Origin of the sequence: Lacrimispora xylanisolvens (assembly GCF_002934545.1) — a bacterium.
Taxonomy (GTDB): domain Bacteria; phylum Bacillota; class Clostridia; order Lachnospirales; family Lachnospiraceae; genus Lacrimispora; species Lacrimispora xylanisolvens.
The window spans coordinates 14,188-32,866 of sequence record NZ_PTJA01000009.1 but is presented as its reverse complement, the minus strand read 5'-3'; the positions used below and the strand labels follow the sequence as shown (position 1 = coordinate 32,866).

Here is an 18,679-nt window from a genome sequence, read left to right as displayed (position 1 = left end):
TTACGTGTGATAGCATTATTATCAACAATACTAAACCGGTTTAGTAAACGTGGGGGGACTTTTATGGCACTGACAATTAAGGATATCGCCAGTATGGCGGGAGTATCAAAAGGGACTGTATCAAGAGTCATTAACAACAATCCGGAAGGTGTTTCCGAAGAAACGAGAGAGAAGATTCTGAAGTTGATTGACGAGGTAGGTTACGTACCAAATAAGATGGCAAGGAGCATAACGGTTGCTGAGACAAAGACCATTGGTCTCATAATACCCGATGTCCAGAATCCTTTTTTTCCCCAGGTAATCAGGGGGGTGGAGGATTGCGCCATGGAAAATGGATATACAGTATTTTTGTGTAATTCAGATTCAGATATAAAAAAAGAGCAGAAGTATTTATATACCTTTTTAGAAAAAAGGGTGGACGGAATCATCATCAATACCAGCGGCGATTTAAATGACAAAAAGCTGACTGCACTGATACACAAAAGCAATATCCCCATCGTCATACTGGACCGGAAGATAAAGGAGCTGTCAAGGTATCCCGGCGTCTATGTTGATAATGCCAGGGCGGCCAGAGAAGGTGTGTCCTATCTCATTGAAAATGGCGCTTCCAATATTGCATATATTGCAGGTGTTAAAGACGTTTATACAGTGGAAGAACGGCTAAAAGGTTATTGCATGGCACTTGAAGATGCGGGCATCATAATAAACAAACAATATTTAAGCTATGGCGGTTACAATATACAGTCCGGATACGAAAGAACCAGGGAGATGCTTTCTCACAATCCGGAAATAGACGGGATCTTTGCCGGCTGCGATACCATAGCAATCGGTGTTTTAAAGGCTTTGAGAGAATTAAACAAAAAGGTTCCAGACCATATCCAGCTGCTGGGGTTTGATAACATCACCATGAGCGGAGAGATGGTTCCGCCTATCACCACAGTATCCCAGCCTATGTATGAAATGGGCTATCAGGCGGCCAGAATGCTGCTGGCGTCCATACAGGATAAAACCATACATCAGGCGGATCAGTATCTGGAGACAGACCTGATGATCAGAGAAAGCACCAGAAAAAAACAGGTAAGGGAAGAGATATGAAAAAAATACTGGTAATCGGAAGCTTAAACATGGATATACAGGTGACTGCAGACCGTCTGCCGGGTGTGGGAGAAACTGTACTTGGAACGGATTACTCCTATAACTGCGGCGGAAAGGGAGCCAATCAGGCATTTGCAGCAGGAAGGCTGGGCGCAGATGTGGTTATGCTTGGCTGTGTAGGACAAGATGAGTTTGGAAGAACTTTGATCCGGGGGTTAAAGGATAACGGTGTCTGTACGGATTATATTTCTGTCCGTGAAGGGAAAGATACGGGAACAGCGATGATTTTAGTTGATTCCCTGGCAAATAACAGCATAGTGACCATAGCAGGAGCCAATGGATGCTGTGATATTCCATACTTAGAGAAGACAGAGCCCCAGATCATGGATTATGAATATCTGCTCCTACAGATGGAGATTCCGGCAGATGCAGTTTTTTATGCCATTGACCATGCAAAGGAAGCGGGAAAAACCGTTATATGTAACCCGGCACCGGCTCCAGATGGTCTGCCGGAAGAGATCATGAGGAAAATTGATATTCTAACTCCCAATGAAAGTGAACTGGCGAGGCTGAGCCGCCATAAGACAGACAGCCTGGACGGGATTTTGGAAGGCGCAGGAAAGCTGTTGTCCCAGGGAGTGGGACATGTCATTGTGACAATGGGAGATAAGGGAGCCTTGTGGGTCAGCCAGGAAGGCTGCCGCATGTTTGAAGGAACCAGGGTGGATGCACTGGATACCACCGGTGCAGGAGACTGCTTTAACGGCGCACTGGCTGTAAAGCTGGCAGAAGGAAAATCCATGGAAGAAGCCATTTGTTTTGCCAATGCAGCGGCAGCCATCAGCGTTACACGAAAAGGCGCCCAGGCATCTATGCCTCTCAAAGAGGAAGTTCTAAGTCTGATGCAGGAGGAATGACATGAAACCAAAGAAAGTAATCATAGATACAGACCTGGGCGATGACGTGGATGATGCCGTTGCCATAGCTCTTGCAGTTTTATCTCCTGAAATCGAAGTGGCAGGGATAACCACTGTATTTAAAGATACGAAAGCACGGGCAGAGATGGTGAAGGATCTGCTGGAATTTTACCAGATGGGCAGGATTCCAGTTTATACAGGCCAGGGGCTGCCGTTGATTGAACGGCCAAAGATGGAAAAACCCATTCAGTACAGCATTTTAAGAAACCAATATGAGCCAGAGCAGAGTATAGATGCGGTTGATTTTATGATTAAGACAGCAGCAGAAAATGATAATGTCTGTATCGTTGCCATGGGGCCTCTGACCAATCTGGGACTGGCATTTTTAAAGGCACCTGAGATTATGAAGCGAGTGGAAATCATCGGAATGGGCGGAGCCTTTTTAAACTCTTATCCGGAATGGAATATCATCTGTGATCCGGAGGCTGCCCGGATTGTTACAGATTTTGCTGAAAAGTTAACCATGCTGGGACTGGATGTTACAAAGTATACGAAGCTTACCGCAAAAGAGATGGAGGAAGTTAAAAACTCCAATAAACCTGCTGTTCAATATCTTTATAAAGGCATGGAGATATTCATGGATCAAACAGGATTTCCCATCACCCTTCACGATGCGCTGCTGATTGCCTGCCTGATTGACAGGGAAACCGTTACACTGAAAAAGGGAGATTATACAGTTGAATTAAAAGGTGAACTGACAAGAGGAACCATTGTTCACAAAACCAATTATTACGATGCAGTATGTGAAACAGAGAAAGATTTTTATTACGCAGTTGATTTAGATTTACAGCGGTTTAAGAATATAGTGATGGAACGGGTTTTCCGTTAGTAGTACAGAAGTATAGCAATTATTCAATGTCTTTCTATCAGACATTGTGATTGGCATAAATACACATCATTTATTTTTAGGAGGAGATCAAATGAAAAAATTCAAGAGAATCGCAAGCGTATTGTTCGCAAGCTGTCTGCTGGCTGTCAGTGTGGCTGGATGTGGAAAAAGCGGTGGCAACGCAGGGAAAGAAACAACTGCCGGCAGTGCGGCAGCAACAACCGGTGAAACAAAAGCAGGAGAAACAAAAGGTACGAAGGAAGGGGCTAAGAAATTAAAAATAGCTTTATTAATTCCAGGTAATTTAGGAGACAAATCATTTTTTGACGGTTCCAAAGCTGCTATGGATACCATTAAGGAAAAACTGGGTGCCCAGACAGATGTTGTAGAGATGGGAACGGATACCACCAAATATCTTGCTACCTATGAAGATTACTGCGAAGACGGCTATGACTTAATCATGACTGTTTCCACAGCCGGTGATGATGTTTTAAAACAGGTTTCCGCACAGTATCCGGATCAGAAGTTTATTAACCTGGATACCGACAGCGTTGGTTTTGGAGACAACGTTCTTGCCGTAGTTACAAAGAGCAATGAGATGAGCGCTCTGGCAGGTGCAGTGGCAGCTTTAAAGGCAAAAGAGGCAGGAAGCAATACCATCGGTTTTATCGGAGGGATGGATATACCAGGTATCAACTATTTCCTGGTTGGATATATTGAAGGCGCACAGAGCGTAAATCCTGATGTGAAAGTAAAAGCTTCCTATGTTGGTGATTTTACTGACAGTGCAACCGCAAAGGAACTGGCACTGATTATGTACAACTCCGGAGTTCCTATTATCTATCAGGCAGCAGGCGGTGCTGGTTTAGGTGTGTTTGAAGCAGCCACAAGCCTTGATAAATTAGCCATTGGTGTTGATTCAGACCAGGCTGCAAGTCTGGAAGCCAGTAACCCGGATCAGGCAAAGCACATTATTACGTCAGCAATGAAAAAGGTATCCGTTTACGCAGTGGATTTAGTAAACAAGTATGCAGACGGAACTCTTACCTTCGGCGGCAAATCTCTTGCACTCGGTCTGAAAGACGGTGGAGTTGGCCTGGCAGAAAACAAATATTATGATGCGTTGATGTCTGATGAACAAAAGAATAGCGTTAAGGAGTTAGAGCAGAAAATCATATCTGGTGAAGTGAAATTATCCGATGTACAGTCTATGTCTACCGATGACATTGCTGCAATCAGAAGTAAAGCTGCTCCAAACTAGTATGTAAAAGCTTAATGCCTGGAGGATAACAATGGAATACCTTTTGAGAATGGAGAATGTATCCAAGATATACGGCAATGGTATTGTGGCAAATAAGGATGTCAGCTTTTCCTTAAAGGAAGGGGAAATCCATGCCCTTGTGGGAGAAAACGGAGCGGGAAAAACGACCCTGATGAAAATTCTCTTCGGCATGGAAAAACCCTCTTCAGGCAAACTGTATTTAAGGGACAAGGAATTGGATATCAATTCCTCCAACGATGCCATAAAGCATGGGATCGGCATGGTGCATCAGCATTTCATGCTGTTAGATTCCTTTACTGTAGCCCAGAATATTACACTGGGGATCGAGCCCGCAAACCATCATTTCGTGGATGAAAATGCTGCGGTTGCATTTACTGAGCAATTAAGCAGACAGTATAATTTTGCAGTAGATCCAAGAGCGGTCACCGGCACTCTGCCTGTAGGAATCAAGCAGAAGATCGAGATATTAAAGGCACTGGCCAGAGGGGCAAAGATTCTGATTTTAGATGAGCCCACTGCCGTACTGACACCTCAGGAAACAGAACAGTTATTTGAGGAACTTGTGAAGCTGAAAAAACAGGGATATACTATTGTATTTATTTCTCACAAAATTAAAGAGATTAAGGCAATCAGTGACAGAGTGACCATAATGCGGGCGGGCTGCTCCGAAGGAGTTTTTAATACCAGTGAAATCTCGGAACAGGAGATATCCAATAAAATTGTAGGCTGGAAGATTGACACCTCCATTCATAAAAAGGAGCATGCTTTTGGTGAAGCCAGAATCAGTGTAACCGGTTTGTCCTACTATGGAGGGGAGAAAGTTCCTATTTTACAGGATATAAACTTCCAGGTGAAATCCGGTATGATTATGGGAATTGCCGGTGTCCAGGGCAATGGGCAGGTAGAACTGGCTGAGATTTTAACCAAAAGCAGGCGTGTGGAATCAGGCAGCGTGGAGATCAACCAGGATGATATTCAGTCCATGACCATTAAGGAGATGCGGGAAAAAGGGTTTGGCTATATCCCGGAAGACAGACAGCGTCAGGGCGTGGCCCTGACTGCCGCTGTCAATGAAAATCTGATTTCCAACAAATATGATACAGAAGAATTCTGCAATAAGGGAATTCTGAAAAAGAAAAAAATCAGCGAGTATGCCAGAAAGATGATCGCAGAATATTCCGTGAAATGTTCGGGAGAAAATGGCAGAATCGACGGTCTGTCCGGCGGAAACATGCAAAAGGTGGTTGTGGCAAGAGAGTGTATGGAAGAGACAAAGGTTCTGATTGCTGAACAGCCCACCAGAGGTGTTGACATCGGAGCGGCCCATATCATACATCAGAACATTGTAAAGCTGCGGGATAATGGCTGTGCCGTGCTGCTGCTTTCGGCAGATATGGCAGAACTGATTAAGCTGTCAGATGTGCTGGCAGTTATGTATGAAGGCAGGTTTGTGGCTTATTATGAGAACCTGTCTGATATTACCGAAGAAGAACTTGGACTTTATATGCTGGGTATTAAAAAGCAGGATGAGAGTCAGATCAGGAGGATGCGCTATGAGTAGGGAAAAATCCTTTCATGTCTTAAGAACAACTGTGGCTCTGGTCATTGCGATGCTTGCAGCCTTTGCAGTCATCTTTATGGTAAGCAAAACACCCATAGAGTCCATCCGTTTATTTATACTGGGTCCTTTCAGTAAACCAAGATATATTGGAAACATAATTAATACGGCAATTCCTCTTATATTCTCAGGTCTGTCCATGGCAGTTGTTTTCCAGGCCAGCCAGTTTAATATGGGAGCGGAAGGTATCTTTTATTTCAGCGGAGCTGTTATTTCCCTGATTGCGATCTGGGTCCCCCTCCCCGCCGGTGTTCACCAGGTGGTCATCATTCTTGCTGCTGCCGTAATCGGTGCCTTAATTATGCTGATTCCAGGATATTTAAAAGCAAAGTATGGAGCCAGCGAACTTGTTACCTCCCTGATGATGAACAGCATTCTGCTGGGGCTTGGTTCCTATCTTATGACCAGAGTGCTTCAGGATCCCATGGCATCAAATGGTTCCTATCCCTATCTGGACACAGCCAAAATACCGGTGATCATACCGGCATTTAAAGTACATTATGGACTGTTTATCGCATTGCTTTGTGTAGCAGCAGTCTCTGTTTTTCTATATAAGACCAAATGGGGATATGAGATTCGTATGGTAGGTATTAATGCCAAATTTGCAGCCTATTCCGGAATCAATATTGTTAAAACCATTATTATCGCTCATCTGGTATCAGGAGCAATTGCAGGTATCGGCGGTTCTGTAGAATCCATTGCCATGCATACCCGCTTTGAATGGAATGGGCTTCCCGGCTATGGATTTACAGGAGCGTTAATAGCCATGCTTGCCAATAATAATCCGGTAAGCGTGATTTATGCAGCCCTGTTTGTGGCGTATTTATCTACAGGAGCAGATATTGTTGCAAGGTTGTCTGATGTTCCTGCTGAGATGTCAACCATCCTTCAGAGTCTGATTATTCTGCTGATCGCTTCGGAGCGTTTTCTTCATTCCTTTAAGCAGCGGTGGATGGAAAGGGGGATTGCCAAATGAGAGAATTGATAAATATCATTTTCACAGCACAATTCCTGCATTCCGTATTCCGGGTGACAACCCCCATCCTGTTCGCTTCCCTTGGGGCAGTAATCGCAAACCGGGCAGGCGTTGCCAATATTGCTCTGGAAGGAATTATGCTGATATCAGCTTTCTTTGGGGTATTTGGCAGTGCAGCAACGGGAAGTGCTCTGGGCGGATTCTTAATCGCTCTTTTATCCGGGTTAATCTGTTCCGGAATACTGGCGTTATTTACTTTATATTACCGGGCAAATGTTATTTTAGGCGGTATTGCCATTAACTCCTTAGCATCAGGAGGTACGGTATTTTTGCTTTACCTGTTTACAGGAGATAAAGGAAGTTCCACCTCTGTTGCCAGTAAAACACTGCCGGAGATCGCCATTCCAGTGTTAAAGGATATTCCGTTTCTGGGTGACATTCTTTCCGGACAGAATATCATGACGTATCTGGCATTTATCATGATTTTAGTTGTGGCTGTTTTTCTTGGTAAAACCACGCTGGGTTATCATATCAGGGCAGTGGGGGAAAACTTAAAAGCAGCAGAATCCGTAGGAATTAATGTGAAGCTTACCCAGACGATTGCCCTCCTTTTAAGCGGTCTTCTCTGTGCATGCGGCGGAGCCTTTATGTCAATGGGCTATCTGTCATCGTTTACCAGAGATATGGTATCAGGAAGAGGATGGATTGCAGTGGCAGCGGAAGCCATAGGCAGGTCTAATCCCATTGGAACAGCTGCGGCATCCATTGCCTTTGGTTTTTTCAATGCCATAGCCACAGCGGCATCCACAGTGGGCTGGGCCTCCAGTCTGGTGCAGACAATTCCTTATGTTTCAACACTCATTGGACTGTTTGCATTTTCCTATAAAGAGTATTTAAAGCTGAAAAAGAGATAATGATTCAGGCGGCGAAGTATATGTTCTTCGCCGCCTGAAATAGCATATCAATCGGAATAAAATATGCAGAAAGCAGGTTATTGGTATGGTGGAACGCTATTATGAAAAAGTATATGCAGGTTTTTTAGGCATGAATATCGGAATCCGTTTAGGTGCGCCCATAGAGCCGGATGTCTGGACAGAGGAACGGATATTTCAGACTTACGGGGATTTAAACGGCTATGTAAAAGATTATATTAATTTTGCTGCAGATGATGATGTAAACGGCCCGGTTTATTTCTTAAGAGCACTGGATGACAGGAAGGAGACGGGAACACCGGTAACTCCGGAAGATGTGGCGAAAGCATGGTTAAATTATACAAGGTATTTAAAAGGGATGTTCTGGTGGGGCGGATATGGAATCAGCACAGAGCATACCGCTTATATGAATTTAAAGATGGGAATACCGGCACCTTTATCAGGATCTGCTGTATGTAACGGAAGTACGGTGGCGGAGCAGATTGGCGGACAGATCTTTATTGACACCTGGGGGCTGATTCATCCCGGGGATCCGAAAAAGGCAGCAGATGACGGAGCAGCGGCAGCCAGTGTTTCCCATGACGGGGAGGGGTTAAACGGAGCCAGATTTATCTGCGCCTGTATTGCACAGGCATTTACGGCACAATCAATAGATGAGATTGTGGAGACGGGTTTAAATCAGATACCGGAAGAAAGCCTTTATTATCAGGTGGTTAAAAGCGTGGAAAGATTCTACCGCAGTAATCCTGGCGACTTCAGAGGGTGTTTTCATATGCTGGAACAGGATTGGGGATATGACAAATATCCTGGTGCATGCCATATTATTCCCAATGCAGGTGTGTGCGCCCTTGCATTATTTTATGGAAATGGTGATTTTTCCAGGACAGTGGAAATTGCCTGTATGTGCGGCTGGGATACGGATTGCAACGCAGGCAATGTGGGTACAATCGCAGGCGTATATTGCGGTCTTTCCCAGATTCCGGACAAATACCGCAGACCCATCAACGATTCGGTGGTTTTATCAGGAATATCCGGCTATCTTAATATTCTTGACATTCCGACCTATGCCAAGGAGATCGCTGCACATGGATATGCTGCAATAGGAGAGGAGTTGGAAAATGAACTTCGAATAAATCCAGAAGAAATAAACTTTGACTTTCTTCTTCCAGGCATGACACACAACATGAGAGTATCCAATCCCTACTATGGTACGATCAATCCTTCTGGAAGTAATAGTTATTCAGATGGGAATGGACTATGCATTCTCATTGATGATATGGGTTATGATTCCTGCCGGATTTATTATAAAAGTTTTTATGGAAGAGAAGATTTTTCTGATGAGCGCTATTCTCCGGTTTTCTCACCGAAGGTTTATTCCGGGCAGAGGGTTATCATGGAACTGTCTGTACAATGGCTGAAGGGGCAGAAACTTGATCTGGTGCCGTATATAAAGACGTTTGGGAAACATGATATCGTAGAAATCAGTTTTGTTGATTATCCGGAAAATGAATGGTTTCAGGTGGAATTTACAATACCTGATACAAAGGGGGACCTTGTAGAAGAAGTTGGATTTATTGTCAGAGGAAGCAGTTTTCCGGAAGGAACTACAACCGGTTATATTCATATGAATAAATTCCAGGTAACAGGACTTGCAGATTATGAGATTGATATAGCGAAGCAAAAAGAAGAATTTGGAACAGTGACTCCATTTTCCACAGACGGCGGGAATTGGACGAAACAGGGAGAATTTCTTCATTTCCACCGGGCGGAACCAGCATTTGCTTATACAGGAAATTATTACAGCAAAGACTACCGGGTGAGTGCTCTTGTAAAACCACTGTTTGGAGAAAACCACTTAATGACAGTCCGGGCAAAAGGGGCAATGCTTGGTTACGGGGCAGGTTTTTCCGGGCAGAACAGACTGGCAATTTATAAAAATGAGTATGGATATTATATTTTGGCGGAAACTGACTACCCATGGAATATGGAAAGCACCTATTTATTTGAAATAGAAGTAAGAGGGCAAAAAATAATTTTATCCGTCAATGGTGTAGTGATACTGGAAGCAGAGGATTCCTCTTTTCAATCGGGAATGTTTGGGTTTGGCTCTCTTAGCTATGGACGAACCTGTTTTAGTGATATCAAATTTACCGGGCTGGAAGGGTAAAATTATAGGATCTTGCCATGAAGCAGTCCTTGTAGTATGATGAAATTACTGATATACAACCGTCAAAATCCATGGAAATTTGAAAGGAGAAGGTATTATGAATGGGGAAAACAGAATGCAGGAGGAAAGAATGATTATTTCCTTCGACGGCACGAAACTGAGATTTAAAAAAGATGCAGTGGAGAATCCAAAAGCGCTGATCGTCATTGCCCACGGCTTGTGTGAGCATTTAAACCGGTATGATTATTTCACGGAAAAGCTTAATGAAAATGGCTACAGTGTTTACCGGTATGATCAGAGGGGACATGGAAAATCAGAAGGGAAAAAGGTCTATTTTAAAGATTTTAATGAGATGCCTGACGATCTGGGGCAGATCCTTGCTCTTGCCAGAGAGGAGAGCGAGGGAAAAAAAGTTTTCCTGTTCGGACACAGCATGGGCGGGGAGACAGTAACACTGTTTGGAACAAAGAATCCGGGAATGGCAGATGGAATAATTACTTCTGGTGCGCTGACTCATTACAATCATCCCGTTATGGGAGATCAATTCCCAATTGAGGCACCGGATGATACTTATCTGCCAAATGAACTTGGAGATGGAGTGTGCAGCGATAAAAAGGTGATTGAAGCGTATGTTTCGGATCCGCTGGTGGAAAAGGAGATCAGCACCGGCCTGATCAACCAGATATATGCTGGCGTACAGTGGCTGAAGGCCAATATAAAAAGCTTCTCCGATCCGGTTCTGATTCTTCATGGAGCTGATGATGGTCTGGTGGCAGCAAAAGATTCCCTGGATTTATTTGAAGAAATAAGTTCTAAGGATAAGAGCCTGCATGTCTATGCAAACCTGTTTCATGAAATCTTAAATGAGCCGTGCAGAGATGAGATTATTGCGGATATCTTACTATGGCTTGGGAAACATATCTGATGGATTAGAATATACATTTATAAGAAAAGGCACCCTGCTTACGTTGTATGTAAGCAGGGTGTTCTATTGTATGCGGTAGAAAGTAATTGCACATTGATATGGTATATGCTACCATAATGTTATGGAATAATCGTGTTATAGGGTGTGCTGACCTCATTCTCTATTGGAATGGGGGTGATGCTTATGAAGTTTGACTTTAAGGATCTAATGACCTTTGGTCTTTTTCTTCTGGCGTTACTTACATTCGTTTTTACGTTTTGTAAGTAGTAATACATAGCAAAAACCACCCTGGTTAACTTGGCGGTTACGGGGGTGGGTATGCTACTCATGTAATGGTCAACCACCTTGTGGACGGTTGTTCCTTTTATAATTCTAGGATATCATTCCTGTTTATGTCTGTCAAGACTTAGTTATCATATTCTTCTTCCTATAATTACTCGGCGAAATCCCGTAATACTGCTTAAATGCATAAGAAAAGTGCTGAATGGAAGAGTAGTTCAGCCGGTCAGAAATCTCCGATATATTAATTGTTTCATCATTTAAATAAATCTTCGCCATGGACATCTTGGCCTCTGTTTTTTTCTGAAGAAAGGTTCTGCCGTAATAATCCTTTAAAAACCGTTCCGTCTGCCGTACACTTAAACCAAGCCTTTCCGCCAGATTTTCCAGTGTTATGGTTTCATATTCATAAAGAAAGCATTCTTCCACAATAATATATTTACGATCCACCAGATTGGAGGGCGAAAAATGAACCTTGGACTGGGCCTTATATTCATAATTCCGTACAATCTTAACTACGCATTGCTGAAGAAGGGCCTCCACTAAAATCATGTACCCCGTATAACGGTGTTCCAGTTCAAAAAAGATCTGCTGCATCAGCGGATACAGCTCCTGAGTATCCTGTCCGAACCAGAAATGGGTTTTCTCGAACTTATAAGCCACCGTATCCACCTCAGGCTGGAGGTGAGTATTATTTTTTTGCAGCTTAAAATAAATACAATATTCCGCCATGGGATCATTCTTTAAAGGTATCTGTTCATGCTCCACATGAGGGCCTGTCATGTACAGGGTATTGGGCGTAATATTATAAATCTGGTCATCAATATTTACTTTGCCATGACCGTAAGGAATATAGTGGATTTCATAACTGTTATTCCCGTGGCTGTGTCTTGGCATGGAACGGAGAAAACGCTCAAATACGATGTTTAAGACTAAAAACGTGGTATCATCGATCCCGATTTTTATATTTAAATCTTTATATCCCGTCCTCATGATTACCCCCTCCAATCTCTATCCTATATTTTACTTTATCAGCATATCTGATGCAAGTCAAGGAATGTTCGATAACACGACATACAGCCCTGGCTTCTGTCTGGTTCCCCTCTAATTTTTCGAAACAGAAACGGTATAATGGTAAGTGTAAAGAACCAAATGACCGTAAAAATGTTAGGAGGAAACTATTATGTCACTGGTTACATCGGAACAAATGCTTTTGGATGCTCAAAAAGGCGGATACGCAGTAGGAGCTTTTAATGTTGAAAATATGGAAATGCTGAAGGCTGTGGTGGCTGCAGCTGAGGAGCTTCGGGCTCCGGTTATGCTTCAGACCACACCGTCAACGGTGAAATACGGAACACTGGAAACATACTACGCCATGGCAGCAGCAGAGGCTGAGAAGGCAACCGTACCGGTATGTCTCCACTTAGACCACGGCAGCAGCTACGAGCTTGTTCTCCAGGCAATCCGTGCCGGATACACATCTGTAATGATTGATGGCTCCCACTTAGACTTTGAAAGTAACATCGCATTAACCAAACGGGCTGCAGATGCTGCAAGAGCCTGCAATATCACAGTAGAAGGCGAGCTCGGTAAGGTAGGCGGCAAAGAAGATGATCTGGAAGCAGAAGCGGATAACAACACCGACCCCATGCAGGCAAAGGAATTCGTAGAACGGACAGGAGTTCACTCCCTGGCAATCGGAATCGGAACTGCTCACGGCTTTTATGCAACCACTCCTGTATTAGACAAAGAGCGGATCAGTGAAGTGAAAGAGTTAGTTTCTGTGCCCCTTGTTCTTCACGGTGCTTCCGGATTAAGCGACGAAGATGTAAGAGAATGTGTAAGCAGAGGAATGTGTAAGGTTAATTTTGCGACAGAGTTAAGAGTAGCTTATACCGATGCAGGAAAGAAGCTTTTAAAAGAGCATCCGGATACCTTTGATCCAAAGAAATTAGGTACTGTGGGAATGGAAGCAGTGAAGCAGTTCGTTAAGAACCGTATTCTGGTCTGTGGATGTGACCATAAAGCGGACTGATTGATTCAGGAGGAAAACATGAAACCATATTTATTAGGGATTGACGTAGGCACCAGCGCCTGTAAAATTGCCGTTTTCGATAGAAATGGAACCGTCCTGGAAACTGCAACCGGGGAATATGAGGTTTATTATCCCCAGACAGGCTGGGCAGAGCAGGACCCGGATGAATGGTGGCGGGTGATCTGCAGCACCATGAAATACATATTTTCCAAATCCCAGATAAAGCCGGAAGAAATCGCAGGAATCGGAATTGACGGACAGAGCTGGTCAGCCATAGCGGTAGACAAAGAGGGCAGCGTGTTGACAAATACGCCCATCTGGATGGATACCAGAGCCGACGACATCTGCAAAGAACTCAGTGAGAAGGTGGGAGAACAGCGGATATTCGAAGTGGCAGGCAATTCCCTGCAGCCATCCTACAGCACGGCTAAGATCATCTGGTACCAGAGAAATATGCCCCAGGTGTATGAGAATATTGATAAGGTACTGCAATCCAACAGCTACATTGCTTACAGACTTACCGGTCAGATGACCCAGGATCTTTCCCAGGGATATGGTTTTCACTGCTTTGACATGCATACCGGAACCTGGGATCTGGCAATGTGCGAAGCGCTTGGAATTCCACCTCACATTCTTCCGGATATTCACCCCTGTCACGAGGTGATTGGCACAGTGACGAAAGCGGCAGCGATTCAGTCCGGACTGGCTGAGGGAACCCCTGTAGTAGCCGGTGGTCTTGACGCAGCCTGCGGGACACTTGGCGCCGGAGTAATCCACGCCGGGGAAACCCAGGAGCAGGGAGGTCAGGCTGGCGGAATGAGTATCTGCATCGATAGCTACAAGGCCGATCCGAGACTCATCCTAAGCTGTCATGTAGTGCCAGGCAAATGGCTTTTACAGGGCGGAACTACCGGAGGCGGCGGAGCCATGAGGTGGCTTGAGAAGGAGTTTGGCGCATTTGAAAGAGAAGAAGGCAGAAGAACCGGGAAAAGCTCCCTGGATCTGTTCAATGATGAGGCCGGGAGCGTTGCTCCAGGCAGTGACGGACTGATCTTCCTTCCCTACATGGCAGGGGAGCGTTCTCCCTTATGGAATCCCTATGCGAAAGGCGTATATTACGGAATGGATTTTGGAAAGACCAAAGGTCATTTTATACGGGCGGTCATGGAGGGAGTTGCCATGTCTTTAAGGCACAATCTGGAAGTGGCGGCAGAGGCAGGCGCATCCGTTGATGTGTTAAGGGCCATGGGAGGATCTGCAAACTCTCTTTTGTGGACCCAGATTAAATCCGATATAACAGGCAAGCCCGTAATCGTTCCTTCTTCTGATACAGCCACAACCTTAGGGGCGGCAATTCTTGCAGGAGTGGGAGTTGGCATTTATGAAGATTTTGAAGAGGCAGTAAAACTGACTGTGGAAAATAAGCGGTATCACGTTCCCAATCAGGCAGACCGTAACATCTATGACCGGAATTACCGGAAATATTTAAGCTTATATGAGCATTTGAAAGATATGATGGTTCAGGAAGGAGAAAATGAGTCATGAAAGCAGCAGTTGTTTGTGCAAATGAGGACGTAAGGTATATGGATTATGAGGAGCCGAAAGCAGGTCCCGGACTGGTGAAAATCAAAGTAAAGGCATCTGGTATCTGCGGATCTGATATTCCAAGAGTACTGCATAACGGAGTACATTTTTATCCCATTGTACTGGGACATGAATTTTCCGGAGATGTAGTGGAAGTGGGAGAAGGAGTTACTTCAGTAAAACCGGGAGACCGGGTTTCCGGAGCACCTTTGGTCCCATGTATGAAATGCGATGACTGCCAGAATGGAAACTTCTCTCTTTGCAGACACTATAGCTTTATCGGTTCCAGGCAGCAGGGAAGCAACGCAGATTATGTGGTGATTCCGGAGCAGAATGCGGTTGTATTTGATAAAAGCATTTCCTATGAGCAGGGAGCGATGTTTGAGCCTTCTACCGTTGCCCTTCACGGTCTGTTCCAGAATGACTACCGGGGCGGTGAGTATACAGCCGTTTTAGGAGGCGGAACCATCGGCATGTTTACCATGCAGTGGGCGAAGATCTTCGGAGCAAAAAAAGTGGTTGTATTTGATATCAGCGAAGAGCGACTGGAGCTGGCAAAACGTCTGGGCGCAGATGAAGCGATTAATACCACCGAAGAAGGTTTTAAGGAAAAAGCAATGGCTCTGACAGAAGGAAAAGGCTTTTCCTATGTATTTGAGACAGCGGGACAGGTGCCGACCATGCAGATGGCATTTGAACTGGCAGCCAATAAAGCCAGCGTCTGTTTCATCGGAACGCCCCATGTTGATTTATCCTTTACCCCTTCCATGTGGGAAAATATGAACCGGAAAGAATTTAAGTTAACCGGATCCTGGATGTCTTATAGTTCCCCATTTCCAGGTAAAGAGTGGAAGCTGACCGCTCATTACTTTGCAACCGGACAGCTGAAATTTGATCCCGGATTCGTCTATAAAAAAATGCCCATGAGCCAGGCGCAGGAGGCGTTCCAGCTGTTTAAGACACCGGGTCTGGTAAAAGGAAAGATCCTTTTGGTGAACGAATAGGAGGTACCTATGATACTGACCGTAACATTAAATGCTGCCATTGACAAACGGTATGTAGTGGAAGGGTTTTCACAGGGAGAAGTTAACCGTGTGAAATCATGTTCCTATACGCCGGGTGGAAAAGGGTTAAATGTCTCAAAGCCTGCAGTCATAGCAGGAGGCAGCGTAGTGGCAACCGGTTTCGTGGGAGGCCACGCAGGTAATTATATTGAAGAAGCCTTAAGCACCTTTGGGATCACCAGCGCATTTTACCACTTAAAAGGAGAGAGCCGCTCCTGTATTAATATCTGGGATGAAAAAAACAGGATTCAGACAGAATTTCTGGAACCCGGGTTTGAAGTGGGAGAAGAAGACTTTCTTTCGTTCCTGGAACATTATAAACAGCTTGCAAATGAGGCAGAAGTCATTGCCATATCAGGAAGCGTGCCAAGGGGACTTGACGGAACTGCTTACCAGAGAATGGTGAAGATCGGAAAGGAAGCAGGGAAAAAGGTGATATTAGACACCAGCGGCAATCTGCTCAAAATGGGTATCGAAGCCGCTCCTTCCATGATTAAGCCCAATTTGGATGAGATCCGTATGCTGACAGGAAAAAGCTGTGACAGCCTGGAAGAGATGATCGAAGCGGCAGAGGACATTCATAAACGGGGTGTGGAGATCGTAGCAGTTTCCCTTGGTTCAGAAGGTTCTTTCGTGGTATGCAGCTCCGGTATATACAGAGCCAGAGTACCCAAAATAGACGCAGTGAACACGGTGGGATGCGGTGATTCCATGATAGCTGGTTTTGCTCTTGGTCTTTCCAGACAGCTTCCCATGGAAGAGATATTAAGAAATGCAAGTGCTGTCTCAGCCGCTTCTGCATTAAGAGAGGAAACAGGCTTTTTCCTGATGGAAGACATGCAAAGACTGCAGCCGCAGATAGAAATCACAAGAATCGGGGGTTGAACATGAACTATTTATTAAAGAATGACCGGATGGAAGTGGGCTTCACCTCTCTCGGAGGCGCCCTCACATCCATAAAGAACGAAGCTGGTACGGAATATCTATGGCAGGGAGATCCTGAATACTGGAGCGGGCAGGCACCTGTTCTGTTCCCCATCTGCGGAAGTTTAAGGGACAACAAGGCGGTCACAAAAGATGGTAAGCAGATTGAGATGCCAAGGCATGGGATTGTCCGGAAGGAAGAATTTAAGCTGGAGTCAGAAAAAGAGGATAGCATCTGTTTTTCCATTTCAGAAAATGAAGAGATGATGGGAAAATATCCTTATCCATTTACTCTCACCATGGAATACAGTCTGAAAGAGAACAGCATTCTTGTCACCTATGGAGTTAAAAATACAGGTACAGAGGATATGCCTTTCTTCATAGGAGGTCATCCGGCGTTTCGGTGTCCTCTTTTACCAGCAGAGAACTTTGAGGATTATCAGGTTGTCTTTGATGCAGAAGAAGAAAAAACTGCTCCCACACCGGATCTGAAAACAGGACTGGTGGATATGGGACACCGGAAGGAAAATTTACTGGAAGGTACTGTTTTACCCCTTGCCCACTCCTTGTTTTATCAGGACGGCATCATATTTGACCGGCTGAAATCAAAAAAAGTAACACTCTGTCACAAAGAAACCGGACATGGAGTGGAACTGGAGATGGGATCATTTCCCTATCTGGTCATCTGGTCGGCAGCCAACGACGGACCATTTCTTGCTTTGGAGCCATGGACCGGGCTGTCCACCTGCAGCGATGAGAACGATATATTTGAAGAGAAACGAAATGCAGCAATTGTAAAGCCAGGGGAAGAAAAACGGCTGAGCTATCAAATTACAATTCTATAAAAAGAGAAGGAGAATATGACAATGAATGAATTTGTAAATCCGGCACTGGTGCCAAAAGTGAAATTATACACAGGAGAGGAGATTCCCTGTGTGGGTATGGGAACCTTTGGTTCCGACCGCTTTACTCCTGATGAAGTATCGGCAGCTGTAGGAGGTGCAATCCGCTGTGGATACCGCATGTTTGACTGTGCGGCCTGCTATGGAAATGAGGATCAGATCGGAGAAGTATTCCATCATGCATTTGAAGAGGGAGTGGTGGAGAGAAAAGACCTTTTCATCATGACAAAGGTATGGAATGACATGCATGACAGAGTAGAAGAATCCTGTAGAAAGAGCATTGCTGACTTACAGTGCGAATATATGGATATGTTCTTCATTCACTGGCCATTTCCAAATTACCATGCACCTCACTGTGATGTAGATTCCCGGAATCCGGATTCCAGACCATTTTCTCCGGAAGAATTTTTAAAAACATACCGTCAGTGCGAGGAACTGGTGGAAAAAGGACTGATCCGCAACATCGGTATTTCCAACATGACCATTCCAAAGCTGGAAGCAGTTCTGCCTCATATGAACATAAAGCCGGCTGCCTGTGAGATGGAGCTTCACCCCTGCTTCCAGCAGCAGAAGCTGTTTGATTATCTGGTTGCTCACAATATTCAGCCCATCGGCTTCATGCCATTAGGCTCTCCCCAGAGACCGGAAAGAGATATGTGTCCGGAGGATGTGGCAGATTTACAGACACCGGAAATGAAGGAAATCGCAGCGGCTCACGGCGTTCATCCCGCAGTTATCGCTCTTAAATGGGCTCGTCAGAGAGGACAGATCCCCATTCCTTTCTCCATTCATGAAATGGAATATGTAAGTAACTTAAAGGCAATGACAGAAGATCCGCTTACAGAAGAGGAAATGAGCCGGATCGCAACCTTAGAGAGAAATAACCGTCTGGTAAAAGGTCAGGTATTCCTTTGGGAAGGCGCAAATGACTGGCATGATCTCTGGGACGAGGATGGGTTTATTGTAAAATAACCGGGTACTTATGAAACAGCCGGAATTTTTGAAGCACAGGCAAACAACTTCAGAAATTCCGGCCTTATTGCTATTTTCTTTTCTGGAAACTGCGCATACTGACTGTAGTGCTTATTGG

General features: G+C 44.7%; 16 protein-coding genes. 15 read left to right on the top strand and 1 reads right to left on the bottom strand.

Features of this window, described 5'->3' with window-relative positions; translation table 11 throughout:
* The first annotated feature begins 63 nt into the window (after positions 1 to 63).
* The 9 genes from BXY41_RS16550 to BXY41_RS16510 all read left to right on the top strand — a co-directional run bounded on the left by BXY41_RS16550 (position 64) and on the right by BXY41_RS16510 (position 10,801).
* On the top strand, positions 64 to 1,095 hold the full coding sequence (locus BXY41_RS16550; RefSeq protein WP_104437977.1) for a LacI family DNA-binding transcriptional regulator: 1,032 nt from the start codon (positions 64 to 66) through the stop codon (positions 1,093 to 1,095).
* Complete coding sequence (rbsK, locus tag BXY41_RS16545; protein ID WP_104437976.1) at positions 1,092 to 2,012, top strand: ribokinase; 921 nt, start codon at positions 1,092 to 1,094, stop codon at positions 2,010 to 2,012. The genes BXY41_RS16550 and rbsK overlap by 4 nt, the downstream gene beginning before the upstream one ends.
* A 1-nt stretch (position 2,013) precedes the next feature.
* Positions 2,014 to 2,901, top strand: a complete 888-nt coding sequence (locus BXY41_RS16540; protein ID WP_104437975.1) for a nucleoside hydrolase — start codon at positions 2,014 to 2,016, stop codon at positions 2,899 to 2,901.
* A 91-nt stretch (positions 2,902 to 2,992) separates the two neighbouring features.
* Positions 2,993 to 4,162, top strand: coding sequence for a BMP family ABC transporter substrate-binding protein (locus tag BXY41_RS16535; RefSeq protein WP_104437974.1), 1,170 nt, complete (start codon positions 2,993 to 2,995; stop codon positions 4,160 to 4,162).
* Positions 4,163 to 4,193: 31 nt separating this feature from the next.
* The gene (locus tag BXY41_RS16530; RefSeq protein ID WP_104437973.1) at positions 4,194 to 5,744 is read left to right on the top strand and encodes an ABC transporter ATP-binding protein; all 1,551 of its coding nucleotides are present in this window, start codon (positions 4,194 to 4,196) and stop codon (positions 5,742 to 5,744) included.
* Positions 5,737 to 6,777, top strand: coding sequence for an ABC transporter permease (locus tag BXY41_RS16525; RefSeq protein ID WP_104437972.1), 1,041 nt, complete (start codon positions 5,737 to 5,739; stop codon positions 6,775 to 6,777). Before BXY41_RS16530 ends, BXY41_RS16525 begins: the two co-directional genes overlap by 8 nt.
* On the top strand, positions 6,774 to 7,691 hold the full coding sequence (locus BXY41_RS16520) for an ABC transporter permease (protein ID WP_104437971.1): 918 nt from the start codon (positions 6,774 to 6,776) through the stop codon (positions 7,689 to 7,691). The genes BXY41_RS16525 and BXY41_RS16520 overlap by 4 nt, the downstream gene beginning before the upstream one ends.
* An 85-nt stretch (positions 7,692 to 7,776) precedes the next feature.
* Positions 7,777 to 9,876, top strand: coding sequence for an ADP-ribosylglycohydrolase family protein (locus tag BXY41_RS16515; protein ID WP_104437970.1), 2,100 nt, complete (start codon positions 7,777 to 7,779; stop codon positions 9,874 to 9,876).
* A 97-nt stretch (positions 9,877 to 9,973) separates the two neighbouring features.
* On the top strand, positions 9,974 to 10,801 hold the full coding sequence (locus BXY41_RS16510; RefSeq protein WP_242980225.1) for an alpha/beta hydrolase: 828 nt from the start codon (positions 9,974 to 9,976) through the stop codon (positions 10,799 to 10,801).
* 399 nt (positions 10,802 to 11,200) lie between these two features.
* Here BXY41_RS16510 and BXY41_RS16505 read toward each other — a convergent pair whose 3' ends face one another.
* Positions 11,201 to 12,073: an AraC family transcriptional regulator gene (locus BXY41_RS16505; protein WP_104437969.1), complete on the bottom strand. Its 873-nt coding sequence runs from the start codon at positions 12,071 to 12,073 to the stop codon at positions 11,201 to 11,203.
* A gap of 190 nt (positions 12,074 to 12,263) precedes the next feature.
* Here BXY41_RS16505 and BXY41_RS16500 point away from each other — a divergent pair, with 190 nt between their 5' ends.
* Genes BXY41_RS16500 through BXY41_RS16475 form a run of 6 tightly spaced genes read left to right on the top strand, consistent with a single transcriptional unit; the run spans position 12,264 to position 18,561 of the window.
* Positions 12,264 to 13,115 (top strand): class II fructose-bisphosphate aldolase, encoded by an 852-nt coding sequence (locus tag BXY41_RS16500; RefSeq protein WP_104437968.1) that lies wholly within the window; start codon positions 12,264 to 12,266, stop codon positions 13,113 to 13,115.
* Between the two features lie 18 nt (positions 13,116 to 13,133).
* Positions 13,134 to 14,660 (top strand): xylulokinase, encoded by a 1,527-nt coding sequence (locus BXY41_RS16495; protein WP_104437967.1) that lies wholly within the window; start codon positions 13,134 to 13,136, stop codon positions 14,658 to 14,660.
* Positions 14,657 to 15,703 carry a galactitol-1-phosphate 5-dehydrogenase gene (locus BXY41_RS16490; RefSeq protein WP_104437966.1) on the top strand — a complete coding sequence of 349 codons (1,047 nt, stop codon included), beginning with the start codon at positions 14,657 to 14,659 and terminating at the stop codon, positions 15,701 to 15,703. The genes BXY41_RS16495 and BXY41_RS16490 overlap by 4 nt, the downstream gene beginning before the upstream one ends.
* A 9-nt stretch (positions 15,704 to 15,712) precedes the next feature.
* Positions 15,713 to 16,648 carry a 1-phosphofructokinase gene (gene pfkB, locus BXY41_RS16485; protein WP_104437965.1) on the top strand — a complete coding sequence of 312 codons (936 nt, stop codon included), beginning with the start codon at positions 15,713 to 15,715 and terminating at the stop codon, positions 16,646 to 16,648.
* A 2-nt stretch (positions 16,649 to 16,650) separates the two neighbouring features.
* A complete protein-coding gene (locus BXY41_RS16480; protein WP_104437964.1) occupies positions 16,651 to 17,532 on the top strand; it encodes an aldose 1-epimerase family protein in 882 nt (293 codons plus the stop codon).
* 21 nt (positions 17,533 to 17,553) lie between these two features.
* Entirely contained in the window at positions 17,554 to 18,561 is a 1,008-nt protein-coding gene (locus BXY41_RS16475; protein ID WP_104437963.1) for an aldo/keto reductase, read from the top strand.
* Positions 18,562 to 18,679 lie beyond the last annotated feature (118 nt).